Here is a 24,950-nt window from a genome sequence, read left to right as displayed (position 1 = left end):
CTCTCATGCCGGGCAGGGCCCGCGATCACCCGATCGAGACTCCCGTTCGATCGACAGACTCCATGATCGGTATGGCAACGGCTTCCGAACGCTCACCATGACTTTGGCGCGGGTCGACAGCGGCATGGTATCGGTCGGGCTGAAGGCCGTGGAGTTGGTGACCGACACATACAGGTAGTCCACCAAGGTGGGAACCCGGTCCGAGGCGCCGCTGGCGCCATCGGCGACTTCTTGGACGGCGTCGTCGTTCTCGTCCTGTGAGAAGCGGAAGTCCGCCAGGGGCAAAGCGGAGCGGGGCGCCTGGGCGCGGCTGACCGGGCCACCCCGGTCCAGCTCCCAGTAGGCCAGGCCGAAGACGATGATGTTGGTGAGTCAGACCTGCAGCGCAGCCACCAGCAGTGAACGGCCATCCTTCACGCCGGCGTACACCAGCTCATGGATCAGGATGGTCAGCGCCACGAGATTGCTGATGGCGATGACGGCTACGAGCGTCAGCGAGAGCACCCGGAAGGCCTTCGTCTGCCGGGTCAGACTTTCAGGGTTGATCGCGATGAGCGGAATGAGCCGCAGACATTCCAGGGCGGGGAGCACATAACGAGGAGCGATCAGCAACCGCTGCGGCAGGGGCGGGTACAGGGCGATCGCGGCAAGCGTCGCCACCACTGCCGGCAGCCGTGCCTCGCCCCTGCGCTCATGTCGAGGATGCCCGGTCCTGGCATCCGCACGCGTACGCGCCAGCCTGCCCCTTCCGGTTGCTGCCACGGACAACGTCACGGCATCCACGTATCCGTCAACAACGGAGGCCGCCGCACATCTCCAGCATCTGCCCCGACCCATAGCGTTGGATCAACGCGGACGGCACCCAACGGGCCCTGTGACGGTCGGCCCGCAATCGGCCGTATGGGGCAATGGATGACCGGGCCGTGCTGTCACAACGGGCGGCCCGGGTGTCCCGCTCGTCTGCCACTGCCGCTCGCACAGTACACGCGGCGGCAAAGCGCCCTGGATCGCGAGCAGAGGGAGACAGTTCTCGGCTATGGGCAGGCTCCCGCGGAGTATGACAGCCTTGACATGCCACACCGAGGGTGGGCCAAGTGCGGGGACAGAGCGATATGTTCGCGACTCGCGACTCGTTTTCCACTTTGCACGTGAGTGCATTCGCGGGCGCCGGGAGACGAGTTCGGCGTCGGCGCAGTGGCATCGGGAGAATCTCCCAGGCTGGCGTTGGAAAGCGACAGGACCGCGGCCGGACGCCGTGCTCCACCGCGTCGAGGGGCGCTGCCCCCTGTGGGAGCAGCACACCATGGGGTGCCTCGCCTTCCCTGCCGGCGGTGCTCACCGGAACGGCGGAAAGGATCACTGGCGAGCCGCGGCGGCTACTCGACTGTCCGACGGTGCCACGCCCCGCGAAGACCAGCCCGGTACGGGGGCGGTTCACTACACCGGGCCTGGATGGCCAGGGCCGTACTCCGCATGTGCGCCGGTACCCTGCCCTGCTGAACAGTCGCGGGCACGCTGACGCGAGCCAGGCCGGCAGCAAGAAGACGGGGCCCGGTGACAACTGTCACCAGGCCCCGGGGTGAGGGTGGGGTCAGCGTCTGCGGGTCCAGCCGGAACCGATACCGGCCACGTGCAGAGCCAGAGCGGTCAGCCCCAGCAGCATCACATTCGTCGAAGAGAACACGTCGTTGGTGCTGAGATCCGCCGCGTTGATCAAAAACGACACGAAGAACAGCACCGCCGCGACTATGCCGAGCATGAGACGAACTCCTTTCGAAGGGGTGAAGCCCGTATGCCCGGTTACCGTCTCCGCAGACGTGAAGCCACCTCCGACCACCGCTGGTTCGCCGGGCGCGGCCCGGGCCGAGTCGGCGGGCCGGCGGTAGTGACGGGTCAGGCGTGAGCGTGACGAGGGCTTGCCCCCTCATGTGATGCCGCGTGATGCGCGGGCCGGCCCGTCTCGGGGACGTCGAGGCGCCTCAGGGACAGGCCGGCGGTGACGAGGAGGCAGGTGAAGACGGCGAGAAGGAGGACGCACGCCCACATCTGCCGGCTCCCCGGCGCCTGCCAGCCGGTCCAGGCGGCGCACACGGCCCACAACAGGACACCCCCGGCGTAGAAGGAGCGGACGCGGTGCAACTGCCGCACGGCCCGCAGGAACATGAGGCGTTCGGTCATCGGTGCCATGCGCAGCCGTATACCCCGACGCGCCGCGACCACTGCATCACGATCAACCGGGCCATCTACAGCCGTCCCGAACAGCGGCCCGCTCGCCGTCACCTGCGCAGTCACTCCGCAGTCGGACGGAGGTGCGTCTCCTGGACGCCAGCGTGTCGCCACCTGCCGGCGCCGGGGACCACAGTGACCTCATCCCATAGCCGACGCCGCAGCTGGTGGCAATTCCTGCGTCGAGCAAAGGTGGAACGACTGCGCACTGGAGAATCCCTTGAAACGCGGCGGCGGCACGACATCGTATGACCGTGCGGCTATGACACCCGGTCGGATCGTCTTCCTCAATCGGCATGTCCAGTAAGGGCAGGTCGAGCGTCGCACTGGAGCTCCTGGACATGCTGGACGAGGGCTGGCAGTCGACGCCTTCGACGCGATGTGCAGCAAGCGGGAGCTCGGCTCAGTTGTGCTCGACGCCGCGCTGCGGCGTACCCGGACGGATCGTGGTCGATCATGTGCCGAGCGGGCCCTGGCGGCTGCGCCAAAAAGATCATCACGAGACGATGACCGACCGATCGCCTCGGACCGTGCGCTCCGACGTCCGCGACAACCGGGCTCGTATCTGGGCGCCGCCCGCGCGGTGTTCGTCGAGGAGGGCCTGAGTGCGCCCCTGCGCGAGGTCGCCCGGCACGCAGGCGTCGGACCCGCCACGCTGTACCGGCACTTCCCGACCAAGCAGGCACTGATCGCGGAGACCTTCGCCGAGCAGCGGCGGGCCTGCCATGCCGCCGTCCGCGACGCCCTCGCGGACCCGGACCCGTGGCACGGATTCCAGGACCTGGTCGAGCGGATCTGCGAACTCCGCGCACACAGCCGGGGGGTTCGCCGACGCCTTCGTGACGGCCTTTCCCGAGGCCATGGACTTCGCCACCGACCAGGAGCAGACACTGAGCGCCGTCGGCGAACTGGCCCGCCGGGCCCAGAGGGCCGGCCGACTGCGCCCCGGCTTCGTCGTCGACGACCTGATCCTCATGCTCATGGCCCACCGGGGCCTCAAGGACACACCGCGTGACGACCGGGTCAGGGCCTCCCGCCGCTTCGCCGCCTACGTCGTCGAGGCGTTCCGCGCCGCACCGGAGACGGAAGCCGCTACGCCGCTGCCGCCGGCATCGCGCCTGCGGCTCAGGCACTCGCCCAGCACGCCTTGATTGGCTGCATACCAGCAGCCAGAGCCGGACGCGGTGACCGGCAGGTGGGGCGCCTCGGCCTCCTCGGCATGGAGCTGAGAATTCTCGCTCCGGTTTCGCGGTGTCGCGCAGGCCGCCGCTGCGAGGCCGGTCCGGCACCGGCGCCGACGGACCGCTGCCCGGTGGACCGGGTGCCGGTCGGTCAGGCACGTTCTCTCACTTCTCGCATCCCCTGATGTCGTCCTTGCAGCCCTCCACGTCGGCGGGGGCGACCGTGTTGAGGCGCCACTGGATGAATCCCTGGACATGCCGGCCGGCGGCGGGGATCCGGGCGGTGAAGCGGTTGCCGGCGGGGATGTTGAACTGGTCGGCCTCGCGGTCGCCGCACGTCACCTCCCACTCGCTTTCCGCGTCACCTCGCGAGAGGGTCAGCGTCAGCGTGCGGTGGGTGGGTGCCTGGCAGGCGATGTCGAAGGTGTGGGGCCGGTTCTCCTTCGGAGTGTAGGTCTTGTCCAGTCCCCGGACGAGGTTCTCCATCCCCTCGTCGACCCGTGAGGCGCCGTCGGGTTCCACGGCGTTCAGGGCACGGGTGGCGCGTCGCATGGCGTCTTCCTGGGGTGCCTTGCCTTCCCAGGAGGGGGCCGGAGCGGTGGTGGCCGGGTTTGAGGAGGCCGTGGTGCCGGGTTCGGTCGTCGTCTCCCGGTTCTTCTGTTCCGCGCAGCCGGCCGTCAGGGCGGTGGTGGCGACGATGAGGGCGAGGCCGAGACTCTGGTGTGCACGCATGGGACTCCAGTCGGTGGAGTGGGTGCCGCCCCGTCCCGGCTCGGGCGCGGGCCGCGGCGGCACGTCGTACAGGGTTTACCGGCGGATGGAGCGGCGGTACAGCTCGGGGCCGCAGACCCGGGCACAGGGATCGTCCGAGCGCCGGATGCCCGCAGCGGCGCGCGCGGTGGGCGGCGGGACGAGCATGTACTCGCGGCCGAGTACGTCGGCCTGGGTGTTGCCGTAGATCGTCACCTCGCCGTCCGACCAGCGTACGAACAAGTCATCCTCCCACTCGTTCGCGCCGAACTCGCCTGCCGCGACGACACGGGCATGCTCCCAGGTGCCGTTCTTCGCCTTCAGCTGGGACTCGCCGCCCAGGCCCCGGGTGGCGACGTCCTGGTAGACGGTGAGTTCACCGTCGGACCACTTCACGAACAGGTCGTGGTTGGCGTCGCCGGTCGAGCCGTCGAAGTCGCCGCCGGTGATGAGGTCGGCGTGGTCGGCCCAGAGCTTGTTCTTGGCGAGCAGTTGGGTCTCCGCGTGGAAGCCTCCGCCGTCGACGTTGACGTACTTGGTGACCTCACCGTCGACCCAGCGGACCACGAGGTCGTCGGGCCACTTGTTGCCGCCGTACTTGCCCGTCGCGACGCCCTTGGCGTGTTTCCAGATCGATCCGGCCGGGGCGATCTGTATCTCGTTGGCCGGGTGCTGGCTCGTCGACGTGGGCAGCTTGGTGTTCTGGTCGATGTCCTTGTAGATGGTCACTTCGCCGTCGACCCATTTCACCAGCAGGTCGTAGGCGTTGGAGCCGGTGTAGTCTCCGGCGGTGATCACGTCGGCGTACTTGCTCCACATGTCGTTGGGCTTCGCCAGTTGCACCTCACACGGCTGGCCGGCCTTGCACCCGGTGTAGAAACCCTGGTTCTGGTCGCCGGGATAGAGGGTCACCTCGCCGTCGGTCCACGTGACGATCAGGTCGGAGTCGCCGAACTTCTGCGACTCGGTGTGGAACGTCCCGGAGGCGGCTCCGACGGCGTGCCGCCACAGTTCGGCGTCTCCCATGCCGTCCATGCCCTTGGGGGTGTCGGGTGCGTAGTCGTTGACCGCCTGGTTGTACAGGCGCACGACGTCGGCGTCGAACTGGGAGGAGTAGGAGACGTCGTCTTTGGTGCCGCCGGTTTTGTAACCGCCGATGACACCGATGATGTCGCCGCGTTTTCCGTCGAAGTCGCGCAGGAAGGGGCCGCCGGACACGCCGGGGGCGAAGCCGTCGCAGGCGATTTCGAGGAAGCGGCCGTCGAACGCCTTGGTGTTGGTCGAAGGGCACACCAAGGGCGCCTTCGCGTTGCCCGGGAACCCTATGAGGGTGACGTTGTGCTGGGCGAGCTGCGCGGAGTGCAGGGTGGTGAGCTCGTTGCCCATGCCCGTGGCGTTCTCCAGGAACTGGCCCTTGGAGTTCGGTCCGCTGCGCAGGATCGCGAAGTCCAGGTCGTCGGCCTTGGCGGGACCCTGGGCCAGGTAGCGGCCGTCGATCCAGATCTTGCCCTTCTTGATGGGGAAGATGCCGTAGGGGGCGATGCCGCGGTTCGGGTGGGCGGGATCCGGCTTCCAGCCGGGGGCGAAGGCGAGGGACCTGAACCGGTCGTTGTCGTTCAGGCAGTGGGCCGCCGTGATGACGAGCGACTTGGTCGGCGAGGTCACGGAGGACGCGGAGCAGAACTGGTCGCGGTTGCCCGGATCGGACTGCGGGTCGTCGTCGCTGTTGATGAGGAAGACTCCCGCGGTCGCCACGCCTCGTGTGTCGGGGTGGGACGCCATGCGCGTCATCCCGCTCCCTGTCGGCGGATGTTCGGGATCGCCGCCGTCGGCGCCCGCCCCGTCCTTGCCGATGTCGACCGGCACAGCGTTGGCGATGCGCTCAGGCGTCCAGTACGCCTCCGCGGCCTTGGCCTCGGCGATCTCCTCCGGTGTCGCCTTCAGCGGCTCCTCCGGCGGCTTGGGCGTGTCCGTCGGCTCGGTCGCCGGGGCCGAGGGCGACGGTGCTCGCGGGCCGGGCTGCTTCGGAGAGGCCGGTGGTGTGCCGGCCTCGGTACGCGCCGGCGACGGTGTGGGGCCCCTCTCCCCCTGGGTCCGCGCCGGCGTGGGGGTGTCGGCGCCGGTGCGCGCCGGGGACGGCGACGGAGAGGCCGTGGGCGCGGCCGACACAGCGGGTGCGGTCAGCAGGACCACTGCCGTGGCCAGGCCCAGCACGCTTGATCTCCATCTTGGGCGTCTTACACGGGAACGCAATGTATTCGTACCTCTCACGGTTGGTCAGGCCGTCAGGTGGTGTCACATGCGGCGGTGAATGCCGGGGGAAATGACACTTCTTCAGCGACCGCACGAATTCGTTCATGCGTGCGGATCGTCTGTGCTGAAACCATAAGCGAGGCCCCGAGTCCGAAACGATCTACGACCCTCTCCCCTGCCGCGCGGCGAAGAGATCCCGCCATGCCGGAATCCCGAATTCGCCTTCCGGATCGGTGGATTGCTGCCCGTCCCGTCGGCCGGCGCAAGTCTCCGCCCGCCTCTCGACCTACCGCTACACGCAAGGGGACGCAGCGTGAACCAGACGTGAATTCACGCTCGCTGCCACGCCATCGGCGCGGTTGCCCGCCATCCGTCCGCATGTGCGCATGACGCGATCACGAATTGGCGACTATTCGCCCCTTTCGACGCCATGGTCACCGGTCATCCGGCAGAGGCCCAGGTCAGAAGCCGCTGCGAAACGAGTCGTCGTCCTCGGAGTCACCACCCGCCTGACCGGCCATGGACCCTGGACGCCATGGCCCGTGCCGAGGGCGCCGACCTGGTGACGGCGCCGTGGCAGGTGACCACCGCCGCCGGGACCGGTCGCCATCCGGTCGGGATCGACATCGGCGTCATCGTCTACCTCCTCGCACGGACAGAGCTCCCTGGACGCCCCTCCACAAGGTCGAACTCGGCGACTGCGCTCGTCCTGCGGCGCCCTGCCGCCAAAGGCAGGCATCCGGTGCCCGATGGCCCGGGTCATCCCTAACGAGCTCGTGCACGGTAGGCGGTGAGACGTCGAGCGCCTGATCGTCGATCATGGTCGTGTGGTGGGGAACCCGTCTCGTGCAGCGATCGTCAGCGACCGGAGGAGCACGGGCCTGTCGGCTGAGGTGATCGCTGAACTCGTCGCAGCGGTAGGCCCGTTGTGGCACGCCCGGCACCAGGCCAAGCTTGCGTCCAGGCCACGGAAGCGGGCTGGGCGCGGGAGCGAAGCACCAGCTGGTGTTCGTCGACCGGCTCCTCGCCACCCTCGTGCATCTCCGCCACGCCACCACGCACGACGTACTGGCCTGCTGGTTCGGCGTGGACCGCTCCACCATCACCCGTGTCGTCGGCGAAGTGCGGCCCCTGCTCGCCGAGCGAGGGTGCACCATCAGCCTCGGAGTGCGGCTGCGGACCCTCGCCGAGGTCGTCGACCATCTCGGCGCCAGCGGGAAGACCGGTGTCATCGACGGAACTGAGATCCGGGTCCGGAGGCCGGCAGCCGGACGCACAAACGGGGCAAGGTCATCTCCGGCAAGAGCAAGCAGAACGCGGTCAAGACCATGGTCGTCACGGGCGGCGACGGCCGGGTGCTCTTCTGCAGCCCGACCCAGCACGGCAGCTGCGCGGACATCACCCATGCCCGCCAGTTAGGGCTGGTCAGGTTCCTGGCGGGCGGTCCGGCCGTGGAGATTCTCGCTGATGCCGGCTACCAGGGCCTGGGTGCACAGACTGGCGGGTGTGTCGTGACGCCACCGCACCGCAAGTTCAAGAAGAACGCCCCGGACTGGTACGAGGAGATGCACGAGCGACAGCGCAAGGCGCACTCCTCGCGGCGCATCCGCGTCGAGCACGGCATCGCGCACCTGAAGTACTGGCGGGCGCTGGCCCGCCACCTCGGCCGCCGCGAGCACATCAGCGACACCGTGCAAGCCGTCGCCGCCCTGCTGTCCCACCAGCAGACCGCCGACCTGGCCCCGGCACGAACAATGTGAAACGCCAGGTCCCACCGAGGCACATTACGCCCCACCGCCTACCGTTCACGAGCTCGGTAGCCGCTGTGAGAAGGCGTGTTGCGAGTAGAGCGTCGTCCACAGGTTGAACACCTGCACCGATTCCGCAACTGGGCGCCCCGTAAGCGGACTTCGACACGGATTCGACGGATACTCGCTCCCTGCCGACGTGAGAGCGCGGGCTCGCCGCACCTGGCGTCCGCCCCGGCGGAGGGCATGCGCCAAGCCGCCGAGCTGGGATGCCCCACAGGCCCGTTGCTCCGTCCCTACGCCGAATTCATGGGGCGGTCCGCCGCCGTCCCCCGGACGCGCGGTGGCCGGCGACGCCGCCTGCTCGCGGCGCAACTGTGCCACGGCGCAAGAGCGACATGTGCGACCCCTTGAACGACGGCGGGGGAGGCCACAGGATCCAGTGATCTTTCGCTCTTCGCCGCGTCTCAGGAGTCTTCTTTGCCCAAGGTTCCCATCCCCCGGCCCGGGCCGATCGCCCTCGCCGTGGCGGCCGCGCTCACACTCGGCCTCATACCGGCGACTGCCGCTGCGTCCGCGTACGCCGCCGGCGAGGTGTCGCACAAGGACGCCGGACACCAAACCCCCGGCGATGCCGGCACGCACACCGTCACCCTGATCACGGGTGACAAGGTCACCATCGGGACCGCCGCCGACGGCACCGTCGTGCGCTCCTTCCAGGCCGCTGGCGGAGCCACCACCGGCTTCCACCGCGTTGTCGTGGACGGCGCCACATATGTCTACCCCGACGCCGCCCTGCCGTACGTGAGCGCCGGCAAACTCGACAAACAGCTCTTCAACGTGACGCGGCTGATCACCGAGGGCTATGACGACGCGCACAGCTCCCGGCTGCCGCTGATCGTGCGCTACACCGGAGCTGCCGCCAAGGCCCGCACCCGGACGAAGATGGCCGGCTCGACCGACGTCCGCCGCCTGGACAGCATCCAGGGCGCGGCCCTCGCCCAGAACCACAAGCAGGCACCGGAGTTCTGGTCCTCGCTCACCGGGGGTTCCGGCGCGGCGGCCCGGTCCGCGAAGCCGTCCTTCGCGGGCGGCGTCGCCCACGTGTGGCTCGACGGCAAGGTAAAGGCCGACCTGGCCGACTCCACCGCCCAGATCGGCGCGCAGAAGGTGTGGGCGGAGGGCGACACCGGCCAGGGCGTGAAGGTCGCGATGCTCGACAGCGGCGCGGACACCGAACACCCGGACCTGGTCGGGCAGGTGTCCGACAGCGCCAGTTTCGTCCCCGGCGAGGACGGCATCGCCGACTACAACGGCCACGGCACGCACGTCGCCTCGACCATCGTCGGCACGGGCAGTGCCTCCGGCGGCAAGGAGCGGGGTGTCGCCTCCGGCGCCCGGCTGGCCGTCGGCAAGGTGCTCAACTCCGAGGGCAGCGGTCAGGAATCCTGGATCATCGCGGGCATGGAGTGGGCCGCCCGTGACCAGAAGGCCAGGATCATCAGCATGAGTCTGGGCGGCGGCGGCGACAAGACCGACCCGATGAGCCAGGCCGTCGACGAACTCAGCCACGACACGGGCGCGTTGTTCGTGATCGCGGCGGGCAACGGCGGCCCGCACTCCATCAGCAGCCCCGGTGCCGCGGACTCCGCGCTGACCGTCGGCGCCGTCGACTCCACCGACACGCTCGCCGACTTCTCCAGCCAGGGCCCGCGTGACGGCGACGGCGGGCTGAAGCCGGAGATCACCGCGCCCGGCGTCGACATCGTCGCGGCGCGCTCGCACTACAAGCGCGGCTCCGGCTACTACACCACGATGAGCGGCACGTCGATGGCGACACCGCACGTCGCCGGTGCCGCCGCGCTCCTCGCCTCCAAGCACCCCGACTGGACGGGCACCCAGCTCAAGGAGGCGCTGGTCAGCAGCGCCAAGGCAACCACGGCGTACACCCCGTACCAGGCGGGCGCCGGCCGACTCGACGCGCTGGCGGCCGTGCACACCACGGTCTTCGCCACCACGACCGCCTACTCCGGCTTCCACACGTGGCCCCCGAAGCCCGGAGAGACTGACGTCCAGACGGTGACGTACACCAACGTCGGCGACGCCCCGGCCAGCCTCAGCCTGGCGGTCGACGGCACCGTCCCGGCCGGGTTGTTCAGCCTCTCCGAGGACCATGTCACCGTGCCCGCGCACGGCACCGCCGCGGTCAGGCTGACCGCGGCTCTGGACAAGCTGGCGGGCGACCAGTCGGTCAGCGCCATGATCACCGGTACGGACGGCGCCGGCACGGTCCGCGCCCGGACCCTGATCGGCGCCGCCCGCGAGGGCCAGCGGCAGAATCTGACCGTGATCGCCAAGGACCGTTCGGGCAAGCCGCTGGAGGGCCGGGTCGTCCTGACCGCCGAGCACCTCTTCACGGTGATGGACCTCGACGCGTCCGGCACTGGCACGGCGCGGCTGCCCGTCGGCAGCTACAGCGGCTGGCTCACCGGTGACGTGCAGGGCGCCGAAGGCCCGCACTCACGCGGCATGGTGCTGCTCGCCTTCAACGACGTGAAGCTGGACCAGGACCGTACCGTCACCCTGGACGGCCGCAAGGCACGCCGGATCCTGGCGCGCGTGCCGCAGCAGACCACCGCCGTCGCGCCGCGCCTGGATGCCCACCGGTCCTTCACCGACAGCCTGGTGGAGACGTCGATGCTGCCGGACTCGTCGTACGACAGCATCTGGGCGCTCCCGACCGACAAGAAGGTCACCGACGGCGAGTTCGAGACCGGCGCCCGCTTCCGCCTCGAACAGCCTGCGCTGACTGTGAGCACGAAGTCGACGACCTTCAACGACCCGCTGGTCAAGCGCGCTGCCACGCCGTTGCCCGCCGGTACCCGGAACCTGACGGCGGTCTTCGCCGGTGACGGCACGGCCGAGGAGCTCGCGCGGCAGAACGTGCGCGGCAAGGCCGTCGTGGTGCGCGGCGCCGGCACGGCAGGGATCAAGGCCCAGGCGGAGGTCGCCGCGGCCGCCGGCGCGCGGCTGCTGCTGGTCGTCAACGACGGCGTCGGCCGCATGGAGCCCTGGGACGAGAACCCCTGGAGCCCGGAGAGCCCGGCCCCGGTGACGGTGGCGACGCTCAACGCCGACCAGGGCGCCGACCTGCTCGGCCGACTCCGGCACGGCACGGTCTCGCTGAAGGTCACCTCGCACCCCACGACCGACTACGTCTACGACGTCGTGCACCACTGGACGGGTGCCGTTCCGGCGGACCCGACCTGGCGTGAGGAGTCCAGGGATCTCAGCCGGGTGGACGTCTCCTTCCGGAACTACCGGCAGGGCAAGGCGATGGAGTTCCGCCCGGACGTCTGGCGCGGCTGGGCCGTCGGCAACCAGCTCACCGCGCCTGCCCAGGGCGAGCGCACCGACTGGGTCACCGCCGGCACCACGTGGCTGGACGACGCCTTCATCCAGGGCGAGACCGGGCAGCACTCGATCGAGCCGCTGACCTACCCGGCGCGCAGGACCGGCAAGGTCAGCTGGTTCGGCCCGATCCAGCGGCCCCGCATGGGGCCGATCAACTACCAGCCGGTGCGCTACCTCGACACCATGTACATCACCGCGCCCGGCTGGGGTGACTCGGGGTCCGGCCACGTCGGCGAGGCCGGCGCGAACTTCGACGTCAAGGACTGGATGTCGCTCTACCAGGGCGACCAGCAGCTCGACTGGGGCAACGCCGAGTACCTTCAGGTTCCCGGCCTCGGCGCCGAGCGCCTGCCCTACCGGCTGGTCCTCGACAACGACCGCGGCACCTGGGCCAACCCGTACTCGACGCACACGCTGACCGAGTGGGACTTCACCTCCGCGGTCACCGGCAGCGATGCGGTGGTGTCCCTGCCGCTCATCCAGCTCGACTACGGCGTGGACACCGACAAGTCCGGCCGTGCCGACCGGCACGCCGGCCTGACGGTGACCGCCTCGCACCTGCCAGGCACCACCACCACCATCGGGAAACCGACCGTCGAGGTGTCGTACGACGACGGTGCGACCTGGCAGCGGACCGACCTGAGCCGACGCGACGACGGATGGCGGACGAACCTGCGCGCGCCGCGGTCCGCCGACTTCGTCACCCTCCGGGTCGGCGCCCGGGACAGCGCGGGCAACACCGTCTCGCAGACGATCACCCGGGCCTTCGGCCTGCGCTGACGTCACCCCCCGGGAGTCACCCGGGACAGAACCGCGTGGGTGGGACCGCAGCCGGCGGCCCCGCCCACGCGGCGTTCCCAGGTGTCAGAGGATCTGACGGCGACGGGCGGCCTCCGGGCACTGCACCGCAGGGCCGCCGGGCGCCCGGCCCGGTAGTCGGTGGCCCGACGGCTCACGGCCGACAGCCGACGACGGGCGCCGTGGCGGCCCGTGGCAGCCAGTAGCGGCCGGTGACCGCCAGTACGGGCGGGACTCGGGGTGACGGCGACAGGCCGCCGCGGCCCGGCGCGAGACAGCCGACGGAGACGGGCCGACGCCCGGATGCAGCCGCGCGGTGGAGGCAACCCGGCCGGGACGGCCCGCCGACATGAAGCAGAGGCGGAGGGCATGCGCGCCCCGGCCTCGCGGTCGGGGACGGTGCCCTGGGCTTTTGGAAGGCGCTGGCCGAGGTGTTCCCCACTACCCGCGAGCAGAGGTGCTGGGTTCACAAAACCGCAAACGTGCTTGACTCCCTGCCGAAGTCCGCGCAGCCGGGGGCGAAGAAGGCCATCCAGGACATCTACAGCGCCGAGGACAAGCAGCACGCCGAGGCGGCGATCAAAACGTTCGTGCAACTCTCCGGCGCGAAGTTCCCCAAGGCCGTCAAGAAGATCACCGACGACCAGGCCGAGCTGCTACGTTTTACGACTTCCCGGCCGAGCACTGGATCCATCTGCGGACCACGAACCCGATTGAGTCCACGTTCGCCACGGTCCGGCTGCGGACCAAGGTCACCCGCGGCGCCGGTTCCCGCGCCGCCGCCCTGGCGATGGTCTTCAAGCCGGCGAGTCCGCCCAGCAGCGGTGGCGGGCCGTGAACGCCCCCCACCTGGTCGCCCTCCTCCGCGCCGGAGCCTGCTTCGAACGCGGCCGGCTCGTCGAACGCCCCGAGGCGGTTGCGGCATGATCGAGGCCAGCCGATTCCCTGGGGGGCCGACGTGACATGGTCTGAACGCGTGGTGGTGCGAGAAGGTGTCCGGCTTGCCTGCCGGGACTGGGGCGGGCCGCGACAGCCCATCGTGCTGCTGCACGGCCTGGCCGGTCACGCGGGTGAATGGGACGTGCTGGCACGGAGGTTGAGTTCCCGGTATCGGGTCGTCGCGGTCGACCAGCGCGTGCACGGCGCCAGCGAGCGCCACCCGCGGGACGTCTCCCGCGCCGCCTACGGCGCCGACGTCATCGCCGTTGTCGATCAGCTGGCGCTGCAGCGGCCCGTCCTGGTCGGCCAGTCACTGGGCGGGCACACGGCCATGCTCACCGCCGCCGCGCATCCCGGGCTCGTCCGCGCGCTCGTGCTCGTCGAGGCCGGCCCCGGCGGTGCAAACCCGAACGGCCCCGCGGACATCGGCGGATGGCTCGACTCATAGCCGACACCGTTCCCCTCAGAGATGGCGGCGGCCACGATCTGGTCGTCCAGACCGGGGTCGCGGCGGCGGCCGCGAAGGACGAAGGCGAGGTGGCGGCGGGCGCCGGCAAGCAGGTGCCGGCAGTGGAAGCGGCCGCCGTCGTTCATCACGAACACGGTCGCGGTGACGTCGACGGCCGCCAGGGCGACGTCAACCACGGCGGCGACCCGGGCCCGGATCGCGGCAGCCGCGGCGCGGGCGTGCTCGAGGGGGGAGCGGCAGGACAGCGGCTGATGCGCACAGTGATCGGCGACTCCTCCCTCAAAAGCGCCGACGAGACCGCGCTGACCCGAACACTGGAACAGCTGTTCACGGTGCTCGTGCACCCCTGACGTCGCAGCCTGCGGTGCCGGCCCCGCAGCGTGCCGTTGCCACCTCCGCTCGGCGGCATCGATGCCGCGCACTGCCTGCCGGGCCTCGACTCCGCCCACGAGAAGACACTGTTGGCACATCTGGTCGGTTGAGTGAGAAGGTTTTCGACTCGGTGGGGACGGATGGCCTAGCCCGAGGACGGAGCGGGGCATTCACCCGAGGCTGAGCAGGATGACAGCGGCGGCCGAACTTACCAGGCCTGTCACCTGTGCGCGGGTGACCTTTTCGCGCAGCACCGTGAGCCCGAGGGCCGTCGGGACGGCCGGGTAGAGAGAGGCCAGGACGACAGCGATGGCCAGCATCTGTAGTCGGGTGGCCCAGAGATACAGGATGAGGCCGAGGGCGGCTCCCGCTCCGATCAGGACCGCCCAGCCCCATGACCTGGCGGATCGCCTGAACTCGGAGGTGTGTCGCCAGGTGGCCGGCAGCAGGAGGAGCACCGCGGTGAGGCGGCCGACAGCCACCGGCCAGAGACCACTTGCCGGATCCACCTGGGCGAGGCCGACATATTGCACGGCCACCCCCAGGCTAGCGGCCAGGCCGTCTGTCAGTACCGGCCCGGACTGTGTCCCTTCGTTGTCTCCGCGGCTGGTGCCGCCGGCGGAGACGAGCCACAGGGCGGGCACGGTGATACAGATGCCCAGCCAGGCCAGTGGTGTGGGACGGTCCCCCAGGAAGAACACCCCGCACAACACGGACAGGGCCACTCCGGTGACGGCGCTCACGGGTATCACCACGCTCATGGCACCGCGGCTCAGACCGCGATTGAGGAAATGCATGGCCGTCGCGCTGCCAGCACCGGAGAGAGTTCCCCACATCACATCAGCTGGCCGGACTGCTTCGGCGGGTAACAGAAGAGCGGCTGCGAGCGCGAGCAGCAGGCCTCCGATCTGTCCGAGGAAGGTGACCACGGCGAAGTGGACCCGACGGGACAGCAGCCCGCCGGCGAAGTCGACGACGCCGTAGCAGACCGCAGAAGTCAACGCGAGAAGGGCACCCATCTGCTCCATGTGCCCAGCGCCGCCGTCTCAATCCGCTGGGGTAGTCACGCTTCGCCGCGCTTCACGACAGCACCGCCCTGTCTTCCCTCACGACAGGCCGCATCTCAGAGAGATCAAAGGGAGCACGACTGTGGAGCCTCTGCTGAGTTCTACTGGGCTGGCCGGAGGGCTGCCAGGTGAGATGTTCGGGTGCGAGCCCGTGGGGTGTCAGTCCGCCAGGCGTTGAGCCGGTGGAAGTTCATCGCGGTTGCGGTGTGCTGGTGCTGTAGCCGGGCTTTGGCCAGGCCGTGATTGCGACATCGTCGTAGGCCGAGACATCGGACGCCCTGAGAGATCGTGCCTTCGACACCGGCCCGGAGCGCGTACTGCTCTTTCCATTTCTGGGTGTCTTCCTGGGCTCGTGCCTGCTGAATCGCCTCATACTCCGCTTGCGGGCGGAGGGTGATCCGACGGCCCATATCCCACTTGGTGTTGGAGCGGGTGCACTGCTCTCGGGCCTTGCAGGCCCGGCAGGCAGCCGTCGGGAACCGTGCTCGGACCACGGCTGTCCCCTCCTGGGAGCGGTCTTCGGCCCAACGGCTGCTGGTCGCGCCGTTGGGACAGGTCACCTGTCGGTTCTCCCAGTCGATGGTGAAGTCGGCCTGGGAGAAGCCACCGTCGTCTTTGGTCTGCCAGCTGGTGGAAGCGAGGATTGGGCCCACCAGATTGACTTTGTGATTTCGGCGTGCGGTGACCACTTCCCTGGCTGTGGCGTAGCCCGCGTCGACCAGGTGCCGGTCGGGCAGGAGGTCGCGCTCGGCGAGGTGGGCGTGGATCGGGGCGACCAGCCGCACGTCCTGGACAGTGGAGTCCGTCGTGGCGACGTGTGTGATCAGATTCGGGCTGTCCGGCTCGCAGGTCTCGGTGAGGTGGACCTTGTAGCCGTCCCAGAAGATGCCGCGCTTCACGCTGCCCCGCGCGTCGGTGTCGTAGGGCGTGACCAGCCGCTCTGCGCCCGCGGGCGGTCCTTGAGATCCCGGCGACGGACCAGGCCGTTGTCGACGACGTACTGCTGGATCCACATCTGGCGCAGGCTTTGGACCCGGTCGAGCCGCCTCAGGGAGCCAGGGGCGTCCGGTGCATGCAGGGCCGCGAGCAGCTTCAGCCCGTCGGCGCCGATCTGCTCGATCAGCTCCGTCTGCTTGGCCTTCCCCTTTGGCAGCCGGGTGTCCTCGAACCGGATCGCGTACCGGTCGAACCACTCAGGCGGAACCCACCCAGCCAGCCACTCCGGCTCGCGGGCCGCCACGCTGTTTAGCGCGGCCCGCAGGGTTTCACCAAGTCGCACCAGTCCGTTGATCTGCCGCGCGGCAGACAGCACGATCGTGGAGTCCGTACGAGCACGGCCACCTGCCCTGATCAAGCTCTGCTCCGCGGCGGCCTCGAGGACCCGGTCAAGAAGCTTGATCCCGACGTCTCCGGCGATCAGCCGGTCCCTGAACTCGGTGAGCACCGAGTGGTCGAACCCTGGATCGGCCAGCTCCAGCCCCAGCAGGTACTTCCAGTCCAGCCGCCCGCGCACGGCGTCCGCGGCCTGCCGGTCCGACAGGCCCTCGGCGAACTGCATGACCGACCCGAGCGCCAGCCGAGCCGGCGACCACGCCGGCTTCCCCCTGCTCGGATACAACCCGACAAAGTCCGCGTCCGAAAACAGCTCGCCCAGCTCGTCACGGATCCGTATCGCCAGACTGCCCTTCGGGAACGCGGCCCGCGCTACCCGGGCCGTCTCCTCCGGAACCCCACCGATCTTCCTGACGTGCAACGACACCGCCACCCTCCCCCCCAAACACGACGTCGGCCTTCATGACCACAACGGGGCATGAAGGCCGACGTCACGTTCAGCCCCCAGGATTCGCCAACAGTGTCACGAGAAGGGCGGGGTCGAGGGTCAGATCGGCTGGCTCCGCTCGCGACGGCGGCCGCGCAGCACGAAAGCGAGGTGACGGCGGGCTTCGGCTAGCAGGTGCCGGCGGTGGAACCGGCCGCCGCTGTTCATCACGAACACCACCGCGGCGACGTCGACGGCCGCCAGGGCGACGTCGACCACGGCGGCGACCCGGGCCCCGATGGCGGCGGCCGCGGCGCGGGCGTACCCGAGGAGGGAGTTGACGACGTCGGCGGCGACACCGGAGGTGAGGATCGCGCTCGCGTTCTACCACGCGCGCAGCTGCCCGAGCGGGCGGGCCTTCTGCTTCGGCGGGCGCGTCATCTTCTCGGCCATCCGGTTCGACTTGGCGCGGGCCCGCTCGGAGACCACGGGCAGGAACCGCGGCTCGCCGTCGCCGTCGACGGCGGTGACCTACTACCACTCACGTCCGAGCGCCACGAGACCCGCCGTGAAGTCGCTGAACCGGTCATCGGAGCAGCCCCCACCGACGAGAAAGGCGGCTGCCCATACGTCCCACCGATAGACCGCGTCCTCGCCCAGGAAGCCCGGCCACAGCATAGGCTGTCACCGCGGGTTCAGAGCCAGCCGCGCCGTGCCGCCTGGACCCCCGCCTGGAAACGGGTGGTGGCGCCCAGGCTGTCGAGGAGGGCGGAGACGCGGCGCACGACGGTGCGGCGGCCCAGGCCCAGGTGTCTGGCGATCGCTTCGTCGGTGGCGCCGCTGGCCATGAGGGTGAGGATCTGGCGGTCCCGGGCGTCGATCGGCGTACCGATTCCCGCCGCCGATACCGGAACGGCGAGTCTCCACAGCGACTCGAAGGTGTTGGAGAGCGCCTGGAACAGACCGGAGGGACGGATCAGCAGGGAGACGAGTCCGGGACGGTCGTCGGCAGCGAGGGTGACCACCGCGAGATCGTTGTCACGGATCGCCAGTTTCATGGGCGGATCGTCCAAGGTCCGTGCCTGTTCCCCGGCTTCGATCATGCGTGCCATGTTGGGCCAGGCGATGGGGTCGTCGAAGGCGGATCCGTGGTAGATGGCACGGTAGACGACGCCGGCGGCCATGCGCTCGCGCTGCAGCGCCTCCTGCGCGAGGTAGTGGTCGGAAGTGCCGGAGTACGGTGGCACGTCAATGACGCGGAGCTGGTGGCGCACCGACTGCTGGAGCTGCCTGCTGACCGCCAGGACGCGTACGGGGTCCTCGACGACTTCCAGCGCCTCGTAGTGACCGGCGTCCCTCCTGGCGGAGCGGTAGACCCGTTCCATCTCCGTACCGGTGTGCCGCAACGCGGTGCGCACCACGTCATCGCGCCGCAGCAGCGCCTCGACGACCTGGGTGGGTGGCATCGCTTCCCAACGGCTTCGCGCGTCCCCGGAATCAGCCGTCAGCACGATGTCCTCGGCGGCGAGTTCCTCCAGCAGGGCCCGGACGGCCGTCTCACTCAGTCCGGTCCCGGCCGCCAACCGTGGGGCAGACGCGTGCGGGTGACCGACCAGGAACCGGTAGACCCGCCCTCGGTCGGAGTCCGGGTCGAACACGTCATGCACGGCTTTCCCCCTCGCCGAACCGGGACCGGTCAGCCCAACCCCTAGCAGAGTACTGCCGTGTTGGCGCAATGGCGCCAGCGGCCCGACTGCGCCACGTGTACGTATGGCGTCACGTGGAGTGATGCGGTGAGATGCTCCGTGACCGGCTGACCACCCGTCCCGTCCCCTCGCATCACCCCCCGGAGGACACCTGATGAGATCAGCTCTGCCCACCCGGCTCAAGCGTGCGACGGCGGCGGCCATCGCCCTGGCGACGGCCCTCCTCCTTCCGGGTATGCCGTCCGCACAGGCCGCGGATCCGGACGCGCGCCCACCGCAGATGACCGACGGCTTCGGACTGACCCAGGTCGGCACCACCACCGGCTCCGCCACCAACTTCGTGATCACCGTGACCACGCCCGAGGTCGACGGTGAGCACCGCATCCGGATCCTGCTGCCCGCCGACTACGCCGACCGCCCCGACAAGCGCTACCCGGTCCTGTACTTCCTGCACGGCGCGTCGGACGATCCGGGCAACCCGAACGTGGCCTACCCGGCCCTCACCGCGGCCCAGTCGATGATCACCGTCATCCCGGACGGAGGCCGCAGGGGCTGGTACACCAACTGGCTCGACCAGGGCACCGCCGCCGGGGCGCAGAACTGGGAGAACTTCCACATCACTCAGGTGATCCCGTTCATCGACGCCAATCTCCGCACGGATTCCGCACGGAGGGCCCGGGCCGTCGCCGGACTCTCGATGGGCGGCTTCGGCGCACTGCACTACGCCCAGAGACATCCCGGCCTGTTCAGTCAGGTCGCTTCGCTCTCCGGTGCCGACGAACTCTCCCTCCAGCACGGCGTCATGCGGGCGGCCGTCGTCGCCACGCTGACGAACATCGGAGCCCCGCTCTGCGGCAGCTCGAACCCCACATGCGGTCTCGACTTCGGGCCTGCGGTGTCCAGCGACGCCGTCTTCGGCACGCCGTATCCGGTCTTCGGCGCCGACTGGCGCTGGGACGAGGCGGATCCGGTGGCGCACATGGACGTCCTGGCGAGGGCCGGTACGGGCGTCACGCTGTACACCGGGAACGGGCAGGGCAGCCCCGCCGAGCCGGAGTTCTGGGTCCAGTCGGCGTCCCAGCACGCCAAGGAGCGTCTGGACCAACTCGGACACCCTTCCCATTACGTGGACTACGGGGACGGGTCCAGGTGGGGCGACGAATGCGACGGCGGCCACACCAGCGGCTGCTGGGCGCGGGACCTCGTCGACTTCGTGCCGCGTCTCGAAGCGGCGTTCGCGTCCTCCTGACCGCTCAGCACCCCTCACTCTCCGACAGACAGGGTTGGCACATGATCAGACGATGGTGCGTCCTGGTGCTGAGCCTCACGGTCCTGTGGACCGTGGCAGCCGGCGCGGCCCGGGCCGACACGGGCAAGCGCGTCCACAACGGGATGCAGATCCTCTTCAGTCCGTCGGCACCGTTCGCCTTCTGCACCATCGGCGCGGTGGGCGACGACAAGTACGGGCACCGGATCGCCATCTCGGCCGGTCACTGCCTCAACGACCCCGACGGCACCTACGCGGACCGCGAGATCCCGGACGACGTCGCGCCCGTCTACGACCGGGCGGATCCCGCTTTCGGCCCGATCGGACACGTGCGCTACTTCAAGGACCCCGAGGGTTCACAGACCGGTCACATGACCAAGGACTACATGATCATCGAGCTGGTCCCGCAGGTGACGCTCTCCTCGCGGGGCCCTTACCTGAAGCAGACCGGCGAGGTACGGGTTCCCGGCGGAACCGCCAGTCCGAACGCCCTACAGCCCGCGCTCGACTCCGAGCGACTGCTCGCCACCGGGGACGACGAACTCATCGTGGCGGGCCAGACAGGTGTGTGGTTCGGAACCATCATGGACAACACCGGCGGCATCTACAGGTCGCCGGCCGCCAACCTGACGGGTGACTCGGGAGGACCGGCCGTCTGGCACGTACCTGGGAGCGAACTTCCCTCCCAGGAGAACGGCTTCAAGGCCGAGGGCCCCTGGGCCGGGATCACCAAAGCGATCACTTTGTCCCTGCCGCCGTTCGAATACACCAGCTCGGCCAACATCCTCGCCGACTTGCGCGCCCGGGACGCCGCCACGCCCGCCGGCGTGTACGGCGCGGGCTTCGAGGTGACCAGCAACCCGTGAGGCCGGCCGCCGGCACCGGAAGCGCACCGCCGCGAGGCGGAGAGCCCGCATCGGCCGCCTCCCCGGCGCAGTCGTCCGCACCGAGCACCCCGAGGAGGGGGAAGCATTGCTCACCCGCATGCCGTCACGACATGCCCTCACCACCGTACTCGGCCTTCTCACCCTGACGGCCGCGCTGCTGATCGCGGCACCCCCGGCACGAGCCGCCGTCCCCGCCTTCGAACTCCGCCCGCTGGTCCCGGCCGGCCCCGACCACCAGGAAAGGCTCAGGGCCGAGGTGGAGTACTGGACCCTCGGGAAGATGGCCGACGCCGGCCTCAACAACGAGGACGGGGACGCGACCGCGCCACCCGGAGGCTGGGACGACCTCAGCAGGCCGTGGCCGCGGGAGCACGGGAGCATCTCGCGCACCGCCGGCAAGATCTTCATGGAGTACACGGACGTGGAGACCGGTGCCACGTCGACGTCGTCGTGCTCCGGCAACGTGGTGAGCAGCGCCAACCGCAGCGTCGTACTCACCGCCGCCCACTGCTTGCGCATCCACACCCCGCTCGACGTGGGCTTCGGCGACGTCGTCGCCACCAACATGGTCTTCGTACCGGGATTCGACGGAGCGAACCTGCCCCGTGGCTCCTCCAGCACACGGCTCCCGGGCAGGGACATCGCCCCGTACGGGGTCTGGGGAGTCACCCGCCAGTGGATCACCAACACCTGGAGCCAGAGCGCCGACTGGCTGCTGGGACGTGACATGGCCGCGGTTGTCGTGGCCGACCCTGACGATCCACGCCCGATCGCCGAGGTCACCGGAGGTCAGGAAATCGCGTTCGGCCAGCCGCAGAACCAGACCCACCACGTCTTCGGCTACCCGACCATCAACGAACGCAACTACTACCGCCCCGGCAACGTGCCGGCCGCGCTCCAACGGACCTTCGACGGCCGCAGTCTCATGGTCACCCAGGGCCCCACCCACAACGATCCCGTCTACTACAACGACGTGATGGCCGGCGCCCAGTCACCCGGATGCAGCGGCGGCGCCCTGCTGCAGAACTTCGATCCCACCGCCGGTGCGGGCGTCCAGGTCGGGGTCTTCTCCCGTTACGACGACCCTGCCCAGATCATCGGCATCCTCGGCTGGGTGCAGGGCCCCCACATGAGTTCCACCCACTTCGGCGCCGAGGAACAGGCCGTCTACGACGCCGCCCAAGCGGCAAGCCCGGCATAAGCCGTCGGTGTGCGCCGAAGACGGGCACCGCCCCGTGCAGCGAGGTGCTCTCCGGGCCACCCTGCCGCGAGCGCAGGACCGCGACCGCCAAGGAGGAGAAGAAGGCATGGCACTGTTCAGGCGCGGGAACAACCGCGGGGACGACCACGACAACCGCTGGACGGACGAGAACGGCTGGACCACCGACCGCATGAGCGACGGAACGATCTTCCGGTGGCGGGTGCGCATGGAACGCATCGGCAACATCCTCCCCGAGTACAAGGAAGCCCTGGAGGCCGTGGCCCGCGAAGAGGGCTACACCTACAGGGAGTACGTCGCCTGGGCCGCGAACCTGACCGACGCCCGGATGAACGACACACGTGACCGGATCAGGAACGGGCTGGCCAGCCCGCGCGAGGCCGCCCTGTACCGCTGCTGGCTGGGAGCCCGCCTCGCCGTGCACGAGGTCCAGTACCGACTGGAGGTTCGCCCCGGAAAGTTCATCTGGACCGGCCGCTGACGTCTGGCGGAAGGAGGTCTCGGTCGCGGACGATGACGGGCCCCGCGGTCGACGGCTCCGGCGTCCGCTTCCGAAGACGCACGGAGAGCGTGCAGGTCGAAGGACTCCCAGCGGGCGAACTTGTCGGCTCGGGGTTGGACGGCGTCCCCGACCACGCGGTGATGCGGACGAGCGCCGTGAGCCGGGGAACGCCGCGGCTGTCGTCGCTCAGCATGGTCACCACCTGCGCGTCCGCCGGATCGTCATCGACTCCCACCGTCTCGCCACCACCCGCGCCTACGCTGAACTGCAGGCCGTCGGTGCGCGACCAATCGAACAACCGGACAGAGGTCGCCGGTGTCCCCGGCCCCCGCAGGACGAGCTGTCTGCCCGGGACCCACTTCGACGGCCAACGCGTTCGCCGCCATGCTCAAAACCGGTCGGCATCCAGGTGGACATCAAGAAGGCGGACCAAGCCGATTTCTCCAAGATCCTCAGCGATCGCGACTTCGACCTCTTCCACTCCGGCAACCGCTCGACGGACCCCTTCGGCGCTCGCTACCTTCACCAGTTCTACGGCACCGACAGTGACTCCAACCTGACCGGCACCGGAACGCCCGAACTGGACAAGGAGATCCACGCGGCGTCCCGGATATCCGACCCCGCGAAGCAGACGGCCCAGGCCAACGCGATCGAACGCAAGGAACTCGCGCAGTACGTCTTCCTGCCGCTGTACAGCGGTCCCTCCGTCTACGGTGTCAAGAAGGGACTGGCCAACGTCGGCGCCACGATCTTCGGCACCCCCCTGCCGGAGACGGTCGGGTGGCAGAAGTGACTCTTCGCCGCCGTGGGGGCGTCTTCGCGCCGTCTTGATCCCGTGACGGCGCCCTCCCCGGCCTCCAGCAGGGGCATGGCGCACCCCGGCCCTGGCGGGGCAGCCCTGGCGGCGTCTGCCCGCGCCGAATCGGGCCGTGGCGGACCTGCTATCGCCGCTCCACACTCTGGCCCGCGACGGCACACCGCACCGCGTCACCACGGCGCCGCTGCCGACCCCGGGCCAGGGCTGGCCGGCTTCGTCCGCGGCTTACGGTTCTGACTCGCTCAGCGTGAACCGGTCACGGTGGGTCATGCGACGTAGCTCAAAGGCCGTGGTCCCGGTGCGCTTCTGCGGCCGAAAGTCCCGCGCCACGGAGGTGACCCGGTCGCGCGCGTGCTGCTGGTCCGGAGGTTGATCGTTCGGCAGGTCGAGCGCTCTCGCCGGGTCGACGATGGGCTGCAGCGCGGGCGGGGCGGTCGAGTTCGGCTGCGGCTTCCGCATGGATCAGCTTCGCTCCGTGCACGGGATCGAGTCGGCGCGCCGCGATCTGGCGGGCCCACCAGTGGGCCGCGGCCCATCGCGCCTTGGCAGGATCTTCCCAGGTCAGCGGCAGCAGACCCAACTCCTCCAGCAGAAGGTCGAACAGCTCGCGGGCCTGCGGATACTCACCAAGCGCGCGGCCGGCCAGCGGGGGAAGCGAGGGAGCCTCGATGCCGGCCGACAGGGAGTCCAGACCCAACTGGACCAGGCAGGCGTCCGGGGAGCGCTGCCAGGGTTCCATGGTCAGGTCCGCGGCGGCCATGCGGAGCAGACTGATCGCTACTACTGCGTCCACGCGTCGGCTCCTCCCCCTGTCCCGCAAGAACCGGTGCCTACCTGCGTCGTCGTGGGATCAAGGAAACGATCCTCGTCCCGGCGGACCGGCTCCGCAATCGCAGGAACCTCGGCTCTCGCGGCGGTCGGCCGCCGAGTCCGATCAGACCGACCACCGCGAACGCCACGCGGCCGAATGCGCAACCAACGCCTCATGCGCCACCGTGTGATGGCCACCCGCTAGGACAAGTTGACCGTCCGCTACGAGGCCACCGTGTCGGTCGCGGTCCTGAACGCATGGCTCTGGTCGGCAGCGGAACCATTCTCGTCGGTCACCTTGTAGCCGGGGACGGAGGGCCAGCGGACCGTCAGCACCACGGACTCTTCCTCCGCGAACCAGGAGTGATCGACGCCCCGACCCCACACGACGTAGTCCCCCTGCTGGGCCAGAACCACGCTGCGCCCTGGCAGTTCCACCCGGAAGCGCCCGCTGATGAGGACCAGCAGCGCGGTCCGCTCTTCGCCGGTCACCCACTGAGCCCGCTCGTCACCCCGCGGGTGGACGCCCCATTTGATCTCCACGTCCTCGCTGTGCCGGGGATCGGAGGCGTCCTTGAAATGCCCCAGCAGCCACCCCCGGTCGAGCGCCGCGTCCCTGCCCGCATTCCCCACGTACACACTGTCGGTCATGCCTCCGGAAGGTAGCAGGCAGCCGCGTCAGCCCTCACAGGAGCAACTACTGCCACCTGCACAGCAGGGCCATGGACGGCGACCCCGCACTGGCAGGACCGCGCTGTTCCCCGCC

General features: G+C 69.6%; 18 protein-coding genes and 6 pseudogenes. 12 read left to right on the top strand and 12 right to left on the bottom strand.

What is annotated here, in order from left to right; all coding sequences use genetic code 11:
• Positions 1-372: 372 nt before the first annotated feature.
• From C3492_RS45200 to C3492_RS36005, 3 genes are all read right to left on the bottom strand, one after another.
• Positions 373-660: a hypothetical protein gene (locus C3492_RS45200; RefSeq protein ID WP_219822112.1), complete on the bottom strand. Its 288-nt coding sequence runs from the start codon at positions 658-660 to the stop codon at positions 373-375.
• A gap of 931 nt (positions 661-1,591) precedes the next feature.
• Positions 1,592-1,759 (bottom strand): hypothetical protein, encoded by a 168-nt coding sequence (locus C3492_RS44935; RefSeq protein ID WP_171159365.1) that lies wholly within the window; start codon positions 1,757-1,759, stop codon positions 1,592-1,594.
• Positions 1,760-1,893: 134 nt separating this feature from the next.
• The gene (locus tag C3492_RS36005) at positions 1,894-2,187 is read right to left on the bottom strand and encodes a hypothetical protein (protein WP_103816873.1); all 294 of its coding nucleotides are present in this window, start codon (positions 2,185-2,187) and stop codon (positions 1,894-1,896) included.
• Between the two features lie 545 nt (positions 2,188-2,732).
• On the opposite strand from C3492_RS36005, the pseudogene C3492_RS36000 reads away from it, so the two are divergent.
• Positions 2,733-3,377 (top strand): annotated as a pseudogene (locus C3492_RS36000) (TetR/AcrR family transcriptional regulator).
• Positions 3,378-3,572: 195 nt separating this feature from the next.
• Here C3492_RS36000 and C3492_RS35995 read toward each other — a convergent pair.
• Both C3492_RS35995 and C3492_RS35990 read right to left on the bottom strand, forming a co-directional pair.
• Positions 3,573-4,139, bottom strand: coding sequence for a hypothetical protein (locus C3492_RS35995; protein ID WP_103816849.1), 567 nt, complete (start codon positions 4,137-4,139; stop codon positions 3,573-3,575).
• A gap of 75 nt (positions 4,140-4,214) precedes the next feature.
• Positions 4,215-6,371 carry a serine protease gene (locus C3492_RS35990; protein WP_103816848.1) on the bottom strand — a complete coding sequence of 719 codons (2,157 nt, stop codon included), beginning with the start codon at positions 6,369-6,371 and terminating at the stop codon, positions 4,215-4,217.
• A gap of 1,044 nt (positions 6,372-7,415) precedes the next feature.
• On the opposite strand from C3492_RS35990, the pseudogene C3492_RS46265 reads away from it, so the two are divergent.
• From C3492_RS46265 to C3492_RS46720, 6 genes and pseudogenes are all read left to right on the top strand, one after another.
• Positions 7,416-7,502, top strand: a pseudogene (locus C3492_RS46265) (transposase family protein); the annotation flags it as partial.
• Between the two features lie 188 nt (positions 7,503-7,690).
• Positions 7,691-8,170, top strand: a pseudogene (locus C3492_RS45195) (transposase family protein); the annotation flags it as partial.
• Between the two features lie 468 nt (positions 8,171-8,638).
• Positions 8,639-12,352, top strand: a complete 3,714-nt coding sequence (locus tag C3492_RS35980) for a S8 family serine peptidase (protein WP_103816847.1) — start codon at positions 8,639-8,641, stop codon at positions 12,350-12,352.
• 383 nt (positions 12,353-12,735) lie between these two features.
• Positions 12,736-13,297: pseudogene (locus C3492_RS35975) on the top strand (transposase); the annotation flags it as partial.
• 52 nt (positions 13,298-13,349) lie between these two features.
• A pseudogene (locus C3492_RS35970) lies at positions 13,350-13,754 on the top strand (alpha/beta fold hydrolase); the annotation flags it as partial.
• Positions 13,742-14,128, top strand: a complete 387-nt coding sequence (locus C3492_RS46720; RefSeq protein ID WP_103816846.1) for a hypothetical protein — start codon at positions 13,742-13,744, stop codon at positions 14,126-14,128. The pseudogene C3492_RS35970 and the gene C3492_RS46720, both read left to right, overlap by 13 nt.
• 192 nt (positions 14,129-14,320) lie before the next feature.
• On the opposite strand, the gene C3492_RS35960 is transcribed toward C3492_RS46720, so the two are convergent.
• From C3492_RS35960 to C3492_RS35940, 5 genes and pseudogenes are all read right to left on the bottom strand, one after another.
• Positions 14,321-15,178: a DMT family transporter gene (locus C3492_RS35960; RefSeq protein WP_258056082.1), complete on the bottom strand. Its 858-nt coding sequence runs from the start codon at positions 15,176-15,178 to the stop codon at positions 14,321-14,323.
• Between the two features lie 140 nt (positions 15,179-15,318).
• A pseudogene (locus C3492_RS35955) lies at positions 15,319-16,976 on the bottom strand (IS1182 family transposase).
• Positions 16,977-17,096: 120 nt separating this feature from the next.
• Entirely contained in the window at positions 17,097-17,255 is a 159-nt protein-coding gene (locus C3492_RS46715) for a hypothetical protein (RefSeq protein WP_308461173.1), read from the bottom strand.
• Positions 17,256-17,510: 255 nt separating this feature from the next.
• A complete protein-coding gene (locus C3492_RS35945) occupies positions 17,511-17,654 on the bottom strand; it encodes a DUF4240 domain-containing protein (RefSeq protein WP_374938412.1) in 144 nt (47 codons plus the stop codon).
• Between the two features lie 17 nt (positions 17,655-17,671).
• On the bottom strand, positions 17,672-18,643 hold the full coding sequence (locus tag C3492_RS35940) for a helix-turn-helix transcriptional regulator (RefSeq protein WP_103816845.1): 972 nt from the start codon (positions 18,641-18,643) through the stop codon (positions 17,672-17,674).
• Positions 18,644-18,836: 193 nt separating this feature from the next.
• Here C3492_RS35940 and C3492_RS35935 point away from each other — a divergent pair, with 193 nt between their 5' ends.
• The 5 genes from C3492_RS35935 to C3492_RS35920 all read left to right on the top strand — a co-directional run bounded on the left by C3492_RS35935 (position 18,837) and on the right by C3492_RS35920 (position 23,350).
• Complete coding sequence (locus tag C3492_RS35935; RefSeq protein ID WP_103816844.1) at positions 18,837-19,931, top strand: alpha/beta hydrolase family protein; 1,095 nt, start codon at positions 18,837-18,839, stop codon at positions 19,929-19,931.
• 41 nt (positions 19,932-19,972) lie between these two features.
• Complete coding sequence (locus C3492_RS35930) at positions 19,973-20,815, top strand: hypothetical protein (RefSeq protein WP_103816843.1); 843 nt, start codon at positions 19,973-19,975, stop codon at positions 20,813-20,815.
• A 118-nt stretch (positions 20,816-20,933) separates the two neighbouring features.
• Positions 20,934-22,037 carry a serine protease gene (locus C3492_RS35925; protein ID WP_146075756.1) on the top strand — a complete coding sequence of 368 codons (1,104 nt, stop codon included), beginning with the start codon at positions 20,934-20,936 and terminating at the stop codon, positions 22,035-22,037.
• Between the two features lie 106 nt (positions 22,038-22,143).
• On the top strand, positions 22,144-22,536 hold the full coding sequence (locus C3492_RS44930) for a hypothetical protein (protein WP_181140721.1): 393 nt from the start codon (positions 22,144-22,146) through the stop codon (positions 22,534-22,536).
• Between the two features lie 430 nt (positions 22,537-22,966).
• Positions 22,967-23,350 carry a hypothetical protein gene (locus C3492_RS35920; protein ID WP_103816841.1) on the top strand — a complete coding sequence of 128 codons (384 nt, stop codon included), beginning with the start codon at positions 22,967-22,969 and terminating at the stop codon, positions 23,348-23,350.
• A 304-nt stretch (positions 23,351-23,654) separates the two neighbouring features.
• Here the strand turns inward: C3492_RS35920 and C3492_RS44305 are convergent, their stop codons facing one another.
• Both C3492_RS44305 and C3492_RS35905 read right to left on the bottom strand, forming a co-directional pair.
• Complete coding sequence (locus C3492_RS44305; protein WP_181140720.1) at positions 23,655-24,167, bottom strand: hypothetical protein; 513 nt, start codon at positions 24,165-24,167, stop codon at positions 23,655-23,657.
• A gap of 239 nt (positions 24,168-24,406) precedes the next feature.
• The gene (locus tag C3492_RS35905) at positions 24,407-24,835 is read right to left on the bottom strand and encodes a signal peptidase I (RefSeq protein WP_103816839.1); all 429 of its coding nucleotides are present in this window, start codon (positions 24,833-24,835) and stop codon (positions 24,407-24,409) included.
• Positions 24,836-24,950: the final 115 nt, after the last annotated feature.

The sequence above is a fragment of the Streptomyces sp. Ru62 genome, assembly GCF_002920615.1.
Lineage (GTDB): Bacteria > Actinomycetota > Actinomycetes > Streptomycetales > Streptomycetaceae > Streptomyces.
This window is presented reverse-complemented; position numbering and strand designations above follow the sequence as displayed.